A 14,855-nucleotide genomic window follows, 5' to 3' on the forward strand; every position below is an offset into this window, starting at 1 on the left:
AGCTAAGTGCGGAAGAGATAAGTGCTGAAAGCATCTAAGCACGAAACTTGCCCCGAGATGAGTCTTCCCTGAGACCTGGAGTCTCCTGAAGGGACGTTGAAGACGACGACGTTGATAGGCCGGGTGTGTAAGCGCAGCGATGCGTTGAGCTAACCGGTACTAATGACCCGAGAGGCTTAACCTTACAACGCCAAAGATGTTTTGGTGATGAGAGCAGAATCAAATCAGCTTGTGACGGATTAAACGCTTATGGCCGGAAGTGCGGCGGTAAGCGGAACAGAATTTGCCTGGCGGCGATAGCGCGGTGGTCCCACCTGACCCCATGCCGAACTCAGAAGTGAAACGCCGTAGCGCCGATGGTAGTGTGGGGTCTCCCCATGCGAGAGTAGGGAACTGCCAGGCATCAAATTAAGGTATACCGGATTAAGCTCCGGTGGCAGTGTGGCCCGCCCCATGCGGGACCAGGGAACTGCAAGGCATCAAATTAAGCGTGCTGATATGGCTCAGTTGGTAGAGCGCACCCTTGGTAAGGGTGAGGTCCCCAGTTCGACTCTGGGTATCAGCACCACTTTATTCGGTTAAAGTTCGGCGCGTAGAAAAGAATTTGTCTGGCGGCGAGAGCGCGGTGGTCCCACCTGACCCCATGCCGAACTCAGAAGTGAAACGCCGTAGCGCCGATGGTAGTGTGGGGTCTCCCCATGCGAGAGTAGGGAACTGCCAGACATCAATTAAGAAAAAGGCCCGCTCATCTGAGCGGGCCTTTTTCGTTGCGCTTGCTCAAGCCTTCTGAGGAGTCTCTGGTGCTTTGTCACTCTACTGCATGCCTTTGCCATTCCTGAGCTCCGATTTTCGCTTTTACTACAAAATCGAACGCAATTCGTTGATTGCCGCTTGTTAGCGTGTAAGTATCCCGCATAATTGTGCCATTCACATTTAGAGATCCTCCGGCATAATCAATCTGCCAACAAAGGAGATCGCTATGCGTAAAGCCCGTTTTCCCGATGCTGTCCGACGGATCGCTGCTGCTGGTGCTGAAAAACGGCGCTGGCGCGACGACAGGCGCACAGGTGATTAAGCCCGATGGCAGTAAGCGGCTGGTGGCCGGAACGGTGAAGAAAGGCTCTTTTGGCGTGGTTAATTCCGTTGAATTGACGGAAACGGTGATTATCGCCGAAGGGCTGGCAACGGCGCTTTCAGTTCAGCAGTTCCGCCCTGATGCGACAATTATTGTCGCGATTGACGCCGGGAACCTGCTGCCAGTTGCGCAGGTGATGCGACAACATTACCCGGATGCGCAGATCATCATCGCCGCTGATAACGATATTAAGCCTGGCGAACCAAACACGGGTAAATCAGCCGCAGAAAAAGCCGCTAAAGCTGTCTCTGGCCGGGTGGCTTTACCTCCGTCTGAGGGAAAGGCCGACTGGAATGATTTTCACCAGCAACACGGGCTGGAAGCGTCCGCAGCAGCATTTAACGATTCGATGTATCGGCCGGAGGGCGAAAAAGTGGCGGTAAAACTTAAGGCGATTGACGGCGGCAAGAAGCACGTACGCGGAGAAATCAATCTGATCCAGATGGCGGACAATGAAAAGGCATTACTTCTGGCATCTCGCTATGACGGTATTGCCATTCACGCAGAAAGCGAGGCTATTTATCTGTATCGCTCAGGCGTGTGGGAGAAAGCCGCGCCGTTAGAATTAAGCCGCGAGATGGTAGCTATTTACAACGAAAATCAGACAAATTTCAGCAAACGCGCAGTTAATAACGTGATCGAGGCGCTGAAAATCGTGATTCCTGTCATGGGTGAACCACGTCGCAGCCTGATCCCGTTCGCTAATGGTGTCTATGACATGGAAACCGGAGAATTTACGGAACACCGTCCGGATAACTGGTTGACCAACCATAACGGCGTGGAATATACCCCACCCATACCCGGAGAGAACCTCCATGACCACGCACCGAACTTTCACAAGTGGCTGAGCCACGCCGCTGACAATGACGCACTGAAAATGCAGCGAATCGCCGCCGGTCTGTTTATGGTACTGGCGAACCGCTATGACTGGCAGTTGTTCCTTGAAATAACGGGTGAGGGTGGCAGCGGGAAAAGTGTCTTTACGCAGGTGGCCACACTACTGGCAGGAAAACACAATACCGCCAGCGGCAATATGGCGGCGCTGGACGACGCCGGAGGCCGGGCACAGTTTGCAGGTAAAAGCCTGATAACCCTGCCCGACCAGCCTAAATATACCGGGGAGGGTACGGGTATCAAGGCAATCACTGGCGGTGACGCCATGGAGATTAACCCGAAGTACGAGAAGCGCTATACCGCCGTATTGCGTGCGGTGGTGATTGCCACCAATAACACACCGATGATTTTCACGGAACGCTCAGGAGGTGTTGCCCGCCGCCGGGTTATCTTCCAGTTTAATAATCTTATCCGTGAAGAGAATAAAGACCCGGAACTACCGGAGAAAATTGCCGCTGAAATCCCGGTGATTGTCCGCCGTCTGCTGTCAAATTTTGCCGACCCGGAGAAGGCCCGGCAGTTACTGCTGGAGCAGCGTGACAGCCTGGAGGCGCTGGAGATCAAACGCGCATCCAACCCGGTGATTGACCTGTGCGCCGCGCTGGCGTTTATGGGCGAGCCGCGTGGGTTGATGATGGGCGGAGGCAGAAGGACGGACGCAGAGCGCCAGCCAAGAACGTATCTGTATCACCTTTATCTTGAGTTTATGGACTACATGGGACATTCCAGGCCGCTGAGCGTGAACGAGTTTGCCAAAGCCGTAAAGGAGGCCGCGAAGGAGTATGGAGGGGAATACCTGACCCGGACAATAAAGGGACGCAGGCAAACCAACGTGCAGATTACCGATAAAGCGGACGAGTTTTTATAAAATTTGATTTGGTTATCTACCCTCTCTACCTGAGTTAGTATTATTGTTTATTATCAGTGTGTTAGGTGGGTAGATAACCAATATTTAGCTATCTACCTGTTATCTACCCTCTCTACCCTTTTCAATATCGGAGCAGGTAGAGGACTCAGGTAGAAAGGTAGACAGCAGGTAGACAGCAGAAAAGAGGGTATCTACCCGCTCAAAGCCTTGTGGCACAAGGGCTACAGCGATTAGGTAGATAAGGTAGACAACCAGTAGTAAAACTTTTCACGCACACCCTGTAACGAGGACATAATGACAGCGCAAATTTCAGCCTACGGGCGGCTGGTGGCCGATCCGAACACCAGAACAACGGGCAGGGGTACGAATATGGCAATGGCGCGGCTGGCGGTATCGCTGCCCTGTAATGCGGCAGAGGATGGACAGGCTACCTTCTGGCTGGGTGTGCTGGCTTTCGGCAAACAGGCCGATGCGCTGGCACGGCACCAGAAAGGCGACCTTATCAGCGTGGCGGGTAATATGCAGCTTAACCAGTGGACGGGGCAGGATGGGACAAAACAGCAGGGTTATCAGGTGCTGGCCGACAGTGTGATCAGCGCCAGAACGGCAAGACCGGGCAGCGGACGAAAAGCCGGAACTGATACGGACGGTAATAAGCGACAGCCTCCCGCCGCTGCGCCGGGGTGGGAAGTTTACAATACGCCGGAAGATTTTGACCAGCGCCCACAACATGAAGATGATTTCTGACCGAAAGGAGCAAAGAAAATGTTTACTTATAAGGATGTTCTGGAGCATCGCAAGGTGCATGGCATTGAAAATGCCGTACAGGATATGGGAGTAAAGGAGTACGCTGCTGCGCTTGATAAAGATGCGGTGGTGATGATTGATTCTCACGGCTTCATTGTGGATTCTTTCACGGGAATGGCTCTGGCTGCTGATGGCGAACAGCTGGATCTCCTCATAGCGCATCTGGAGAAAATGCGTAAGGATATGCCGGAAAAGAACATGCGGGATTTGCTGAATAAATAAATTTTGTAAATTATTCGTACTCATGTTTACCCGTGATTACCCCTGTCTCTGACGGGGGTTTTCTTTATATTTTTCATGTATATCTTGAAGAGTGGCACTCAGACGTGAGCCGCCACTGGCCGTTTAATCAAGCTGCGCGAAGTAGCCTGTGAGATGCAGAAAAAGGTTAAACGGCCTCCCCTCCAAGCGCTGGTTTCACGTCTCAACATTAATTGTTACGGAAACCACTCCATGAAGAAATTACTCGAATTACGCCAGCAGAAAGCAGAACTCAAAACCCAGATGCGATCAATGCTGGAAAAAGCCGACAGCGAGAAGCGCAGCCTGAACGATGAAGAGGGCAAGCAGTTCGACGAACTCCGCGCTAAAGCTGATGGTCTGGATACTGAAATAGCCCGCCTTGAGTCCGTCGCGGATGATGAACGCAGCCAGCCAGGCCAGCCTACAGGTAACGGCCCGACGAAAGACGAACTGCGCTCCTACATTCTGACCGGGGAAACCCGCAACCTGTCCACCAGCGTTCCGGCTGACGGTGGCTATACCGTTATTCCCGAGCTGAATAAAGAGATTATGCGCCAGCTCTCCGATGAATCGGTGATGCGCAAAATCTGTACCGTCAAAACCATCCACAGCAACGAGTTCAAACAACTTGTTTCCGCTGGTGGTGCGGTGGTGGAGCACGGCGAGGAAGGGGTAGCCAGGAAACAGACTGCAACCCCGAAGCTGAATGAAGTCAGTATTCGCCTGTATCCGATTTACGCCTATCCGAAAACCACTCAGGAGATTATCGACTTCTCCGAGGTGGACATTATGAGCTGGCTGTCTTCTGAGATTGGCGACACTTTCGTTGATACCGAAGAAACGGATCTGGTTTCCGGTGACGGTGAGAAAAAAGCCAAAGGCTTTCTGTCGTTCCCGCGCACGGAAGAAAACGATAAAACCCGCCCGTTCGGTACGCTACAGACGAAAAAAGTTACCGGCGAACTTGATGCCGACATGCTGATCGACCTGAAGTTTTCGCTCCGCAACAAATACCGCAAGAAAGCGGTCTGGGTGATGAATTCAACGACCGCCGCCACGGCGCAAAAGCTGAAGAACGCCAACGGCGATTATATCTGGCGTGACCGCCTCCAGGCTGGCGATCCGGATACGCTGCTGGGCCTGCCGGTGGAATATCTTGAGTTTATGCCGGATGGCCTTATTGCTGTGGGTGACTTCAAGCGCGGTTATTTCATCGTTGACCATGAGACGGGTACCCGTACCCGTCCGGATTTCAGCGAGCCGGGCTTCATCAATATCTATACCCAGAAATATCTGGGCGGTGGCGTGGTGGACTCCAGCGCCATCAAGGTGCTTGAGCTGACGGATGGTGAAACATCCTGATCCGGTGCGTAAGGGGCTTCGGCCCCTTTTCCGTCTAATGGAGTCCAAAGAATGAAAACAATCGATTTTGAAATCCGCACCTCCGAACTGACCGCAAAAGAGCGCAAGCTGGTGGGCTATGCCGTGCGCTGGAACAGCCTGTCGGAAGTTATCTGGGACGAATTCCGCGAACAGTTCGCGCCGGGAGCGTTTAAAGACAGCCTGGCATCCGGTAGCGATGTGCGCGCGCTGTACGAGCATAACTATACCCAACTGCTGGGGCGTACCAAATCCGGCACGCTGATGCTGTCGGAAGATGATACCGGGCTACGCTTCGAGCTGACCCCGCCGAATACCCAGCTTGGCAACGATGTGCTTGAACTGGTGGAGCGTGGTGATATTTCCGGTATGAGCTTTGGTTTTCGTGCTCTGAAAGAGGCGTGGGATATCGGGCAGTCCCCTTACCTGCGTACTGTTACCGCCGCTGAACTGCGGGAAATCACCGTCACATCAATGCCAGCCTATCCGGAAAGCGGGGTGGAAATTGCGCATCGCTCTCTTTACGCCCATCACCCTGAATTACGCCGGGTCAGTGACAATCGTCGCCGTTGGGCCGAATTAGCGGGGTTGTGATATGTGGCCGTTCAGAAAGAAACAGGCAGAGCAGCGCAGCATTACCCTTGATGAGTTTATGCAGATGGCAGGGGTTCCCAATACCGGATCGGGTGAGCATGTCTCCGCCGGTACTGCGGAGTCCCTGCCGGCGGTGATGAACGCTGTCACCGTGATCAGTGAGGCGGTGGCCTCCATGCCCTGCTACCTGTACCGGGTCAGGAACGATAACGGACGTGAGGCCCGGGAATGGCTGGACGGGCATCCGGTGGATTACCTGCTGAATGAGCAGCCCAACGACTGCCAGACGGCTTACCAGTTCAAGCGAACCATGATGCGCCATTGTCTGCTGAACGGCAACGCCTACGCAGTGATCCGCTGGGGGCGTGATGGTCAACCCACATCCCTGCATCCGTATCCGCCCCGGGCCGTTGTACCCGAGCGTATCGGTGACCATCGCTATAAGTACACCATTACCGAGCCATACAGCGGGAAGGTCATGACCTGCCTTCAGGAAGAGGTTCTTCATCTGCGTTATTCGACGGACGATGGCTTTATGGGACGTTCTCCGATCACGGTCTGTCGTGAAACGCTGGGCCTCGGTCTGGCGCAGCAGCGCCACGGCGCCAGCATCATGAAGGATGGCATGATGGCCGCAGGCATTATCAAATCATCGGAATGGCTGGACAGCCATAAGGGTAAGCAGGCTCTCGATGCGCTGGAACGCTACAAAGGGGCCAGAAATGCCGGTAAGACACCGATCCTTGAAGGGGGGATGAAGTGTTCGTTAATCGCAGGGTAGTGCGCCACCGTGGCGATCCGGTTCTGGCCTGGGCGATTGGAAACGTGGTGATGGAGTCTGACGCCAACGCCAACATTAAGCCCAATAAAAAGAAATCCTCAAACAAGATAGACCCGGCGGTATCCGCGCTGATGGCGTTCGGCACCTTCCAGGCTGAGCACGAGGATTTTGCTTTCGATATGAGCGACAGCCACAAACAACGGCTGGCGACATTTAACGGTATCTGAGGTTTTCCATGAAGCAGTATGAGATAGCGGAAAAGCTGGCCAGCACCATGCAGCAGGAAGGGTGTGAGCTGGATGCGTGCGACAGGCTGATAATCCGTAAAACGATATCCGGGGCACTCACGGCACAACGCCACCGGGTAAACCGGGCAATATCGGCCAGCCAGACCTACCGCTGGAGAAAACCGGATAAGCCGCGTCGCTAATAGTGTGTTTATGCTTGCGTGGTTGTGTAAAAATGCGTGGGGTACACGGTGGGGACAGAGAATAAAAAAGGCGTTGACCGATAATGGTAAACGCCTTTCTTTTCAACGCATTAGCTGACACTAATCAGTTCATGCCGTATTTTTTCAGTTTCTTACGCAGCGTACCGCGGTTGATTCCCATCATCAGGGCTGCACGGGTCTGGTTACCGCGGGTGTATTGCATCACCATGTCCAACAGGGGCTGCTCTACTTCAGCCAGTACCAGCTCATAGAGGTCGTTAACGTCCTGACCATTCAGTTGAGCAAAATAGTTCTTCAGTGCCTGTTTTACCGAATCACGCAGGGGTTTTTGAGTTACCTGATCCTGAGAGTTAACGGTAGAAACGGTCAGTACGTCAGAATTTACGCGTTGTTCGAACATAGTTCTGTCAGCTCTTTTATTTCTGTTTACGCAAAATTTTCGAAGTATGCCTCCAACGCCTCCAGCTGTTCGCTGGCATCCTCAATGGCGTTGAATGTGCGCCGAAACTGGTCACTGGGCGCGTGCTCCTGGAGATACCAGGAAACGTGCTTACGCGCAATTCGGTAACCTTTTACCTCACCATAGAAGGTATGAAGTTCCCTAACGTGCGCGCAAAGTAAGCGCTTAACCTCTGCCAGCGGCAGGGGGGGCAGCAGCTCACCCGTGTCCAGATAATGCTGGATTTCCCGAAAGATCCAGGGTCTCCCCTGAGCCGCACGTCCAATCATCAGAGCATCTGCTCCGGTATATTCGAGCACGGCTCTGGCTTTCTGCGGGGTAGTCAGGTCGCCATTCGCTATAACAGGAATGGAAACCAACTGTTTAACCGTCCGAATGCTGTCGTATTCCGCCTCGCCTTTAAACAGGCAGGCACGGGTACGACCATGGATGGTCAATGCCTGAATACCACAGCTTTCGGCCAGTTGGGCGATTTCCGCACAGTTGCGATGTTCTGGATCCCAACCGGTGCGGATCTTCAACGTAACAGGCACGTCCACTGCGTTAACCACGGCGCTGAGAATCCTTTTTACCAGCTCCGGATATTGCAGCAGGGCGGAACCCGCCAGTTTTCGATTCACTTTCTTGGCCGGGCACCCCATATTGATATCAATAATCTGGGCGCCGTTTTTCACATTAATCCGCGCGGCCTCGGCCATATCTTCCGGTTCGCTGCCGGCAATTTGTACCGTACGAATACCCGGTTCATCTACATGCACCATCCGCAGGCGAGATTTATCACTGGCCCAAACTTCCGGGTTTGATGACATCATCTCTGAGACGGTCAGCCCGGCTCCCATCTCATGACACAGCGTTCTGAAAGGTCGGTCAGTAATCCCGGCCATTGGCGCTGCGATCAGTCGATTTCTGAGCTGGTATTGTCCGATGCGCATGAGTTAAGAAATGACCATATATGCCTGCAAGGCGGCGTATATTACGCATTTTTTGCACGAGATGAAAGGCCAAACTTTGAACAATCAGATGTTATAGATCAATGAAACCGTTATATGCTATCAATATCCTTTGAATATTTATTAATAATCAATTGGTTATGATAAATTGGTCATTTAGTGTGCTTTTGAGATTTTCGTTAATATGTATTAAATAATACTGGTATCTGCCGGTCGCTCTGGAACATTATGCTGTCTTTGGGGAGGGAACTATCGGAAATTTGTGCTGCAATAGCGTGAGTATGCGGATAGGACCTGAAAATGGGCAGGAAAGACTTGCTGGCCCACCCATGTTAGGAATTACTCCAGAATCGTGCGACCGTGTAGTTTCTGCACCGGACGATTGTTGGTGTGATGCATGACGGATGTAAACTGTTTTAGCTGCTCAGCGGAAAGCTGGAGTGGATGCTTCATCACAATCCATCGAACGCCTTCGCTGCATGGAGGGGTGGTCAGAGAACCACTAAAGCGCCAGTGCGTTTTATCATTCGGCAGTAGATGGTTGACATCAATCCCGGTCGGTATCGGTGAACTTTTCTCCGCATGATCGGGCATGACCTTCCACAATTTTGCCAGTTCTGCATTGGTTGCGCCTTGTTCAAACATGACCGCCACTACGGTGATTTCGTTGTCGCTGTTCTGGTGTACCAGATGCAGTTCCAGCGGATACTGCTTTCCATTGATCATATTTTCGCTGGGAGCATGAAAATGAAACTGCTTCAGCGTAAAGCGCTCATTGTCGAGGGTAATGTAATTTGCCGTATTATTGTCACTATAATTAGCCTGGATGGTGTGGCCATTATTTAATAGTGAATTTGGGCTGGTTGTATAGTGTGTTTTCAGTGGCTGCAGATGCGCGCTGAAGGTTTCCCGGATGTCTACCGGAGACTGGTTCTGACCGGTCTGACACAACTGCCAGTTGCTGTCCAGTTCCCCCCAGTGTTCGGGAGATTCGACGCCTTCATATCCCCAATGAGAAGCAGTGGCTGCAACAGGCAGCAGCAGCATCGCCAGTATAATACCGTTAAGTTTCTTTGCCATTATAATTAGTCCATTGAATATTATTATTCCCTTATAGTCACTATTCCATAGCGACTATAGCACTACTAATTATATGGTCTTTGCCGTGGAGATGCGACTGATATGGCTGAAAAATAGGTTTTCTCAGCCAATTACAGAAAATGGTTTATTTCCTTGTGCCGGTAATGCGACACCACTCTTCTTTTTCGGCTACCGGGTTGAGCGTAAAGTTATCGCGGTAGGCTTCGCAAACGCTCTCTGCCTGACTTGCCAGTACGCCGGAAAGCCCCAACAGACCTCCCTGAACTGGCAGGACGCTTATTAACGGCGCCAGTTCGCGCAGCGGGCCTGCCAGAATGTTAGCGACTACCACGTCGGCCTGTAGCCCTTCAGGTTGCTGATGAGGCAGGTAGAGCTCCAGACGTTCGGCCACTCCGTTACGTTCGGCGTTATCCCGACTGGCCTGAATCGCCTGAGGATCGATATCGATACCGATAGCGCGCGCGGCACCCAGTTTCAGCGCTGCGATAGCAAGAATGCCGGAACCGCAGCCGAAGTCGATCAGGGTTTTTCCCGCCAGATCCAGACCGTCCAGCCAGGCCAGGCAGAGCGATGTGGTGGGATGGGTTCCGGTACCGAAAGCCAGCCCCGGATCGAGCATGACGTTGACGGCGTTTTCATCAGGTACCTCGCGCCAGCTCGGGCAGATCCACAGACGTTCTCCGAAGCGCATCGGGTGGAAGTTATCCATCCATTCGCGTTCCCAGTCTTTATCTTCGAGCTGCTCGATTTTATGGCAAAAACCACTACCCAGTAGCGGATGTTGCTCCAGCTGTGCCACGGTGGTTTTCATATCGGATTCGGCGTCATACAGGCCGATAACATCGGTATCGCCCCACAGCCGGGTTTCCCCTGGCAGCGGCTCAAATACTGGCGTGTCGTGAGTGTCCTGAAACGTAACGGAAACCGCTCCGCTTTCCATCAGGGCATCCCCCAGCTCTTCCGCGAATGAGCCGGTTGTATTAATTTTCAGTTGAATCCATGGCATGGCAAAACTCTTTATTCATAAACAAGTTAATAGACGGCGGTCGCGGCATTAGCACGGCCAAACCGATTCCCGACCAGAAAGCAAAGAAGGCTGACCAGAAGGGAAGGAACAATGGGATGAAACCCCAGCATTTCTACTTTCAGCGTAGCCAGGAGCGCATAAAGCACGCCACCGCTAATCATGGCGCTAAGGGCCCCTACGGCATTGGCACGCTCCCAGTAAAGACCGAATACCAGCGGCCACAGGAAAACGGCTTCCAGACCGCCGAAGGCCAGAAGATTGAGCCAGATGATCATCTGCGGCGGTTGCCAGGCAGCCAGCAGCAGCAAAGCGCTGAGGGCCAGAGTGATCGCCGTGGACATATGCTTAAGCCGCTGTTCGTTGTTGGTCTGATCCGGGCGCACGCTAAGCCACAGATCTTTAACGATTGTGGCCGATGACTGCAGCAACTGGGCGTTGATTGTCGACATAATCGCCGCCATCGGTGCAGCCAGAAAGATCCCGGCAGCAACTGGCGGTAGTACGGTGACCATCAGCGTCGGAATCACCCTATCCGGAATGGTCAGGTCGGGAATGACTGCCCGGCCCAATGCGCCAGCCAGATGCATGCCGACCATCAGAATGCCTACCACCAGGGTACCGATAATAATGCCGCGGTGTACCGCTTTGCTGTCTTTATAGGAGATACAGCGCACGGCGGTATGGGGCAAACCAATAACGCCAAAGCAGACCAGCACCCAAAACGAAGCCAGGAACGACGGCGTCAGAATATTACCCGCGCCCTGCGGGGTGACCAGTTGGGGATCGATGTGCTGAAGCTTATTTACAGCGGCAGGCAGGCCGCCTGCGGCGTGGATAATGCCTGTCAGCAACAGCAAGGTACCGATAAGCATCACCAGCCCCTGCATGGCGTCATTGAGTACGCTAGCCCGAAAGCCGCCAAAGGCGGTATAAAGCGCGATGCTGATACCAAAGATCAACAGACCGCTCTCGTAGGGAATACCGGCCGCGGTTTCCAGCAGTCGGGCGCCGCCAATAAACTGTACCGTCATGGCGCCGATAAATGCGACCAGCAGGCTCAGGCTCGCCAGCCAGACCAGCAGCCGGCTCTGGTAGCGGGCATAGAGCATATCGTTGAGAGTTACGGCGTTATAGCGCCGGGCCAGAATGGCGAACTTTTTGCCGAGTATCCCCAGAGACAGCCATATGGCTGGTAGCTGAATCATTGACAGTAGCACCCAGCCCAGCCCGTATTTATAGGCAGCGCCAGGGCCGCCGATAAAAGAGCTGGCGCTGATATAGGTGGCTGTCAGGGTCATGGCCAGCACGAAGCCGCCCATGGAGCGGCCACCCAGAAAATACTCATTCAGGAAATTGCCCTGCCGGCGACGGCGAATCGCCCACAGAGAAACGCCGAATACCACCAATAAATAAGCGATCAGCGGCAGGATAACTTCAGTCTGCATGGTTATCCTCCAGTGGAATATCGCGGAATATTACCCGTACCATCAGCCAGCAGAGGACGAAAAAGATCAGTGGCACCAACAGGCAGGCCATTTCAAACCAGTGCGGCAGACCGGTCACGCCAGGGGTTGAATCTGGCAGCCATGCGGCGAGGATCCAGGTGACCATGTAGAGCAGGGTCAACCATAGCGCCCAGCGGGCTTCTTTGTGAGCCTGAACAAAACGCTTATCCATCTTTGTTCCCCGGGTTGTCAGAGAAAGCGGCGATTGTACCTTATCCCTTCCCGGCGAGGCGAAAAAAGAAGGGCCGGTAAAAACCGGCCCTTGCGTGACGAGAAAGATAACTTACTGGAGGCCCAGCTTTTTCTCCAGATAGTGGATGTTGGTTCCACCATGCTGGAAGTTTTCGTCATTCATGATGCGCATTTGCAGATCGACGTTGGTTTTGATGCCATCGATGATAAGCTCCTGCAGAGCGTTACGCATACGCGCAATCGCCACGTCACGGTTTTCACCGTAGCAGATAAGCTTACCAATCATGGAGTCATAGTACGGCGGCACGGTATAGCCAGCGTAGATATGAGACTCCCAGCGTACCCCAAAACCGCCCGGCGCGTGGAAACGGGTAATTTTACCCGGACTTGGCAGGAAGGTATTGGGGTCTTCAGCGTTGATACGGCATTCTACCGCGTGGCCGCGCACCACGACCTCTTCCTGTTTGATAGAGAGTGGCTGACCGGCAGCAATACGCAGCTGCTCTTTGATCAAATCGACGCCGGTAATCATTTCCGTTACCGGATGCTCTACCTGGATACGGGTATTCATCTCGATGAAGTAGAACTCGCCGTTCTCGAACAGGAATTCGAAGGTGCCCGCACCGCGGTAGCCGATATCGATACAGGCTTTGGTGCAGCGTTCGCCGATATAGCGACGCAGTTCCGGAGTAATGCCCGGAGCTGGCGCTTCTTCCACGACTTTCTGGTGGCGACGCTGCATTGAGCAGTCACGCTCGGCCAGATAGATGGCGCCGCCCTGGCCGTCAGCCAGTACCTGAATTTCGATATGGCGCGGATTTTCCAGGTACTTTTCCATGTAAACCATATCGTTGCTGAATGCCGCTTTCGCTTCAGCACGGGTCATGGTAATGGACTGCGCCAGTTCAGCATCGCTACGCACTACGCGCATGCCGCGGCCACCGCCACCGCCAGAAGCCTTGATGATGACCGGGTAGCCAATGCGTTTGGCAATGGCACGGTTGCGGTCCATATCATCGTCCAGCGGGCCATCGGAACCCGGAACGCAAGGTACGCCAGCTTTCTTCATGGCGTTGATGGCAGAGACTTTGTCCCCCATCAGGCGAATAGTTTCCGCTTTCGGGCCAATGAAGATAAAGCCTGACTGCTCAACCTGCTCGGCAAAGTTGGCGTTTTCTGACAGGAAGCCGTATCCCGGGTGGATCGCCACCGCGCCGGTGATTTCCGCCGCGGAGATGATAGCCGGGATATTCAGATAGCTTTTGACGGACGGAGCCGGGCCAATGCAGACCGTTTCATCCGCCAGCAGTACATGTTTCAGATCGCGATCCGCGGTGGAGTGCACGGCGACGGTCTTGATGCCCAGCTCTTTGCAGGCACGCAGGATTCGCAGGGCGATTTCACCACGGTTGGCGATAACAATTTTATCCAGCATGTTCGCCTCGTTATTCGATGACGACCAGCGGCTCGTCAAATTCTACCGGTTGGCCACTTTCCACCAGAACAGCTTTCACCACGCCAGCTTTATCGGCTTCGATCTGGTTCATCATTTTCATCGCTTCAACGATGCACAGAGTGTCGCCGACGTTGACTTTCTGCCCTGGTTCTACAAAGGCTTTTGCATCCGGGCTCGGGGTGCGATAGAAAGTCCCGACCATCGGGGAGCGGACGATGTGGCCACTGACTTCAGTGCTGGCAGGCGCTTCCATTGCCGGCGTCGTTGCCGGAGCGACAGCGTTGGACAGCGCCGGCTGCTGCTGCGGAGCCGGGGCAGCCCATGCCTGCTGCATGACTGGCGCGGCCGGGTTGGCAACGGCGCGGCTGATGCGTACAGACTCTTCGCCCTCAGAAATTTCCAGCTCAGCGATGCCTGATTCTTCAACCAGCTCAATCAGTTTTTTAATCTTACGAATATCCATGAGTGGGTTCCGTACTCTTTGTTTAGTTTGTGTGTGACAGACGGTTAACCGCCGTCTGGAGTGCATAGCTGTAGCCATCCGCGCCCAGCCCGCAAATAACGCCAGTGGCGATATCGGAGAGATACGAGTGGTGACGGAACGGCTCGCGCGCATGCACATTGCTCAGGTGAATCTCAATAAATGGGATGCTCACCGCCAGCAGAGCGTCACGCAACGCTATGCTGGTGTGCGTGAAGGCGGCCGGATTGATCAGGATATAGTCGACCTGACCTTTAGCCTGATGAATACGGTCGATCAATTCGTGCTCAGCGTTAGACTGCAGGTGATCCAGCGTGACGTTCAGCGCTTGCGCCTGAGCTCGCAACTGGCTGACAATCTCTGCCAGGGTCTGGCTACCGTACTTTTCCGGTTCGCGCGTGCCGAGCATATTGAGGTTGGGCCCGTTAATAAGCAAAACCTGAAACTTGTCCGCCATTGTGCTGCCATCTCCTGCAATTTTCGGTGATATTACAAAATATACCTTCGATGCGCGGTTGTCACCCCTGAAT

15 protein-coding genes, 1 tRNA gene, 3 rRNA genes and 2 pseudogenes are annotated in these 14,855 nt (G+C 53.6%); 12 read left to right on the plus strand and 9 right to left on the minus strand.

Annotated features, from left to right (window positions below; genetic code table 11):
- The 12 genes and pseudogenes from V3W49_RS04780 to V3W49_RS04835 form a co-directional block, all read left to right on the plus strand.
- A 23S ribosomal RNA gene (locus V3W49_RS04780) occupies positions 1-184 on the plus strand; the annotation flags it as partial.
- 102 nt (positions 185-286) lie between these two features.
- Positions 287-402: ribosomal RNA gene (rrf, locus tag V3W49_RS04785) — 5S ribosomal RNA — on the plus strand.
- Positions 403-492: 90 nt separating this feature from the next.
- Positions 493-568, plus strand: a tRNA-Thr gene (locus tag V3W49_RS04790).
- 39 nt (positions 569-607) lie between these two features.
- Positions 608-723, plus strand: a 5S ribosomal RNA gene (rrf, locus tag V3W49_RS04795).
- Positions 724-1,001: 278 nt separating this feature from the next.
- Entirely contained in the window at positions 1,002-2,897 is a 1,896-nt protein-coding gene (locus V3W49_RS04800) for a toprim domain-containing protein (protein WP_500144026.1), read from the plus strand.
- 294 nt (positions 2,898-3,191) lie between these two features.
- Positions 3,192-3,644, plus strand: coding sequence for a single-stranded DNA-binding protein (locus tag V3W49_RS04805; protein ID WP_500144027.1), 453 nt, complete (start codon positions 3,192-3,194; stop codon positions 3,642-3,644).
- 18 nt (positions 3,645-3,662) lie between these two features.
- The gene (locus V3W49_RS04810; protein WP_019077815.1) at positions 3,663-3,926 is read left to right on the plus strand and encodes a hypothetical protein; all 264 of its coding nucleotides are present in this window, start codon (positions 3,663-3,665) and stop codon (positions 3,924-3,926) included.
- A 231-nt stretch (positions 3,927-4,157) separates the two neighbouring features.
- Positions 4,158-5,309, plus strand: a complete 1,152-nt coding sequence (locus tag V3W49_RS04815) for a phage major capsid protein (protein ID WP_500144028.1) — start codon at positions 4,158-4,160, stop codon at positions 5,307-5,309.
- A 51-nt stretch (positions 5,310-5,360) separates the two neighbouring features.
- A complete protein-coding gene (locus V3W49_RS04820; protein WP_500144029.1) occupies positions 5,361-5,921 on the plus strand; it encodes an HK97 family phage prohead protease in 561 nt (186 codons plus the stop codon).
- A gap of 1 nt (position 5,922) precedes the next feature.
- A pseudogene (locus V3W49_RS04825) lies at positions 5,923-6,678 on the plus strand (phage portal protein); the annotation flags it as partial.
- Positions 6,678-6,929, plus strand: a pseudogene (locus V3W49_RS04830) (terminase TerL endonuclease subunit); the annotation flags it as partial. The pseudogenes V3W49_RS04825 and V3W49_RS04830, both read left to right, overlap by 1 nt.
- Before the next feature lie 8 nt (positions 6,930-6,937).
- Positions 6,938-7,132: a hypothetical protein gene (locus V3W49_RS04835; RefSeq protein WP_500144030.1), complete on the plus strand. Its 195-nt coding sequence runs from the start codon at positions 6,938-6,940 to the stop codon at positions 7,130-7,132.
- Between the two features lie 124 nt (positions 7,133-7,256).
- Here the strand turns inward: V3W49_RS04835 and fis are convergent, their stop codons facing one another.
- From fis to aroQ, 9 genes are all read right to left on the minus strand, one after another.
- Positions 7,257-7,553, minus strand: coding sequence for a DNA-binding transcriptional regulator Fis (fis, locus tag V3W49_RS04840; protein WP_000462905.1), 297 nt, complete (start codon positions 7,551-7,553; stop codon positions 7,257-7,259).
- 26 nt (positions 7,554-7,579) lie between these two features.
- Positions 7,580-8,545, minus strand: a complete 966-nt coding sequence (gene dusB / locus V3W49_RS04845; RefSeq protein ID WP_500144037.1) for a tRNA dihydrouridine synthase DusB — start codon at positions 8,543-8,545, stop codon at positions 7,580-7,582.
- 357 nt (positions 8,546-8,902) lie between these two features.
- Entirely contained in the window at positions 8,903-9,643 is a 741-nt protein-coding gene (locus V3W49_RS04850; protein ID WP_500144039.1) for a carbonic anhydrase, read from the minus strand.
- 145 nt (positions 9,644-9,788) lie between these two features.
- On the minus strand, positions 9,789-10,670 hold the full coding sequence (prmA, locus tag V3W49_RS04855) for a 50S ribosomal protein L11 methyltransferase (protein WP_500144040.1): 882 nt from the start codon (positions 10,668-10,670) through the stop codon (positions 9,789-9,791).
- Positions 10,671-10,696: 26 nt separating this feature from the next.
- A complete protein-coding gene (gene panF / locus V3W49_RS04860) occupies positions 10,697-12,136 on the minus strand; it encodes a sodium/pantothenate symporter (protein WP_500144041.1) in 1,440 nt (479 codons plus the stop codon).
- Entirely contained in the window at positions 12,126-12,368 is a 243-nt protein-coding gene (locus tag V3W49_RS04865) for a YhdT family protein (protein WP_500144042.1), read from the minus strand. Before V3W49_RS04865 ends, panF begins: the two co-directional genes overlap by 11 nt.
- Positions 12,369-12,479: 111 nt before the next feature.
- Positions 12,480-13,823, minus strand: a complete 1,344-nt coding sequence (accC, locus tag V3W49_RS04870) for an acetyl-CoA carboxylase biotin carboxylase subunit (RefSeq protein ID WP_500144043.1) — start codon at positions 13,821-13,823, stop codon at positions 12,480-12,482.
- 10 nt (positions 13,824-13,833) lie between these two features.
- Positions 13,834-14,307, minus strand: coding sequence for an acetyl-CoA carboxylase biotin carboxyl carrier protein (accB, locus tag V3W49_RS04875; protein WP_500144045.1), 474 nt, complete (start codon positions 14,305-14,307; stop codon positions 13,834-13,836).
- 22 nt (positions 14,308-14,329) lie between these two features.
- The gene (gene aroQ / locus V3W49_RS04880; protein ID WP_500144047.1) at positions 14,330-14,782 is read right to left on the minus strand and encodes a type II 3-dehydroquinate dehydratase; all 453 of its coding nucleotides are present in this window, start codon (positions 14,780-14,782) and stop codon (positions 14,330-14,332) included.
- Positions 14,783-14,855 lie beyond the last annotated feature (73 nt).

The organism is Rosenbergiella sp. YN46 (genome assembly GCF_036620675.1).
Taxonomy (GTDB): domain Bacteria; phylum Pseudomonadota; class Gammaproteobacteria; order Enterobacterales; family Enterobacteriaceae; genus Jejubacter.

Excerpts from the sequence above, each read along its gene's own strand:
- fis (WP_000462905.1), bottom strand. The coding sequence starts at position 7,553 with ATGTTCGAACAACGCGTAAATTCTGACGTACTGACCGTTTCTACCGTT.
- aroQ (WP_500144047.1), bottom strand. The coding sequence starts at position 14,782 with ATGGCGGACAAGTTTCAGGTTTTGCTTATTAACGGGCCCAACCTCAAT.
- V3W49_RS04850 (WP_500144039.1), bottom strand. The coding sequence starts at position 9,643 with ATGGCAAAGAAACTTAACGGTATTATACTGGCGATGCTGCTGCTGCCT.
- V3W49_RS04865 (WP_500144042.1), bottom strand. The coding sequence starts at position 12,368 with ATGGATAAGCGTTTTGTTCAGGCTCACAAAGAAGCCCGCTGGGCGCTA.
- accB (WP_500144045.1), bottom strand. The coding sequence starts at position 14,307 with ATGGATATTCGTAAGATTAAAAAACTGATTGAGCTGGTTGAAGAATCA.
- dusB (WP_500144037.1), bottom strand. The coding sequence starts at position 8,545 with ATGCGCATCGGACAATACCAGCTCAGAAATCGACTGATCGCAGCGCCA.
- V3W49_RS04820 (WP_500144029.1), top strand. The coding sequence starts at position 5,361 with ATGAAAACAATCGATTTTGAAATCCGCACCTCCGAACTGACCGCAAAA.
- V3W49_RS04810 (WP_019077815.1), top strand. The coding sequence starts at position 3,663 with ATGTTTACTTATAAGGATGTTCTGGAGCATCGCAAGGTGCATGGCATT.
- panF (WP_500144041.1), bottom strand. The coding sequence starts at position 12,136 with ATGCAGACTGAAGTTATCCTGCCGCTGATCGCTTATTTATTGGTGGTA.
- V3W49_RS04815 (WP_500144028.1), top strand. The coding sequence starts at position 4,158 with ATGAAGAAATTACTCGAATTACGCCAGCAGAAAGCAGAACTCAAAACC.
- V3W49_RS04800 (WP_500144026.1), top strand. The coding sequence starts at position 1,002 with ATGCTGTCCGACGGATCGCTGCTGCTGGTGCTGAAAAACGGCGCTGGC.
- V3W49_RS04805 (WP_500144027.1), top strand. The coding sequence starts at position 3,192 with ATGACAGCGCAAATTTCAGCCTACGGGCGGCTGGTGGCCGATCCGAAC.
- prmA (WP_500144040.1), bottom strand. The coding sequence starts at position 10,670 with ATGCCATGGATTCAACTGAAAATTAATACAACCGGCTCATTCGCGGAA.
- V3W49_RS04835 (WP_500144030.1), top strand. The coding sequence starts at position 6,938 with ATGAAGCAGTATGAGATAGCGGAAAAGCTGGCCAGCACCATGCAGCAG.
- accC (WP_500144043.1), bottom strand. The coding sequence starts at position 13,823 with ATGCTGGATAAAATTGTTATCGCCAACCGTGGTGAAATCGCCCTGCGA.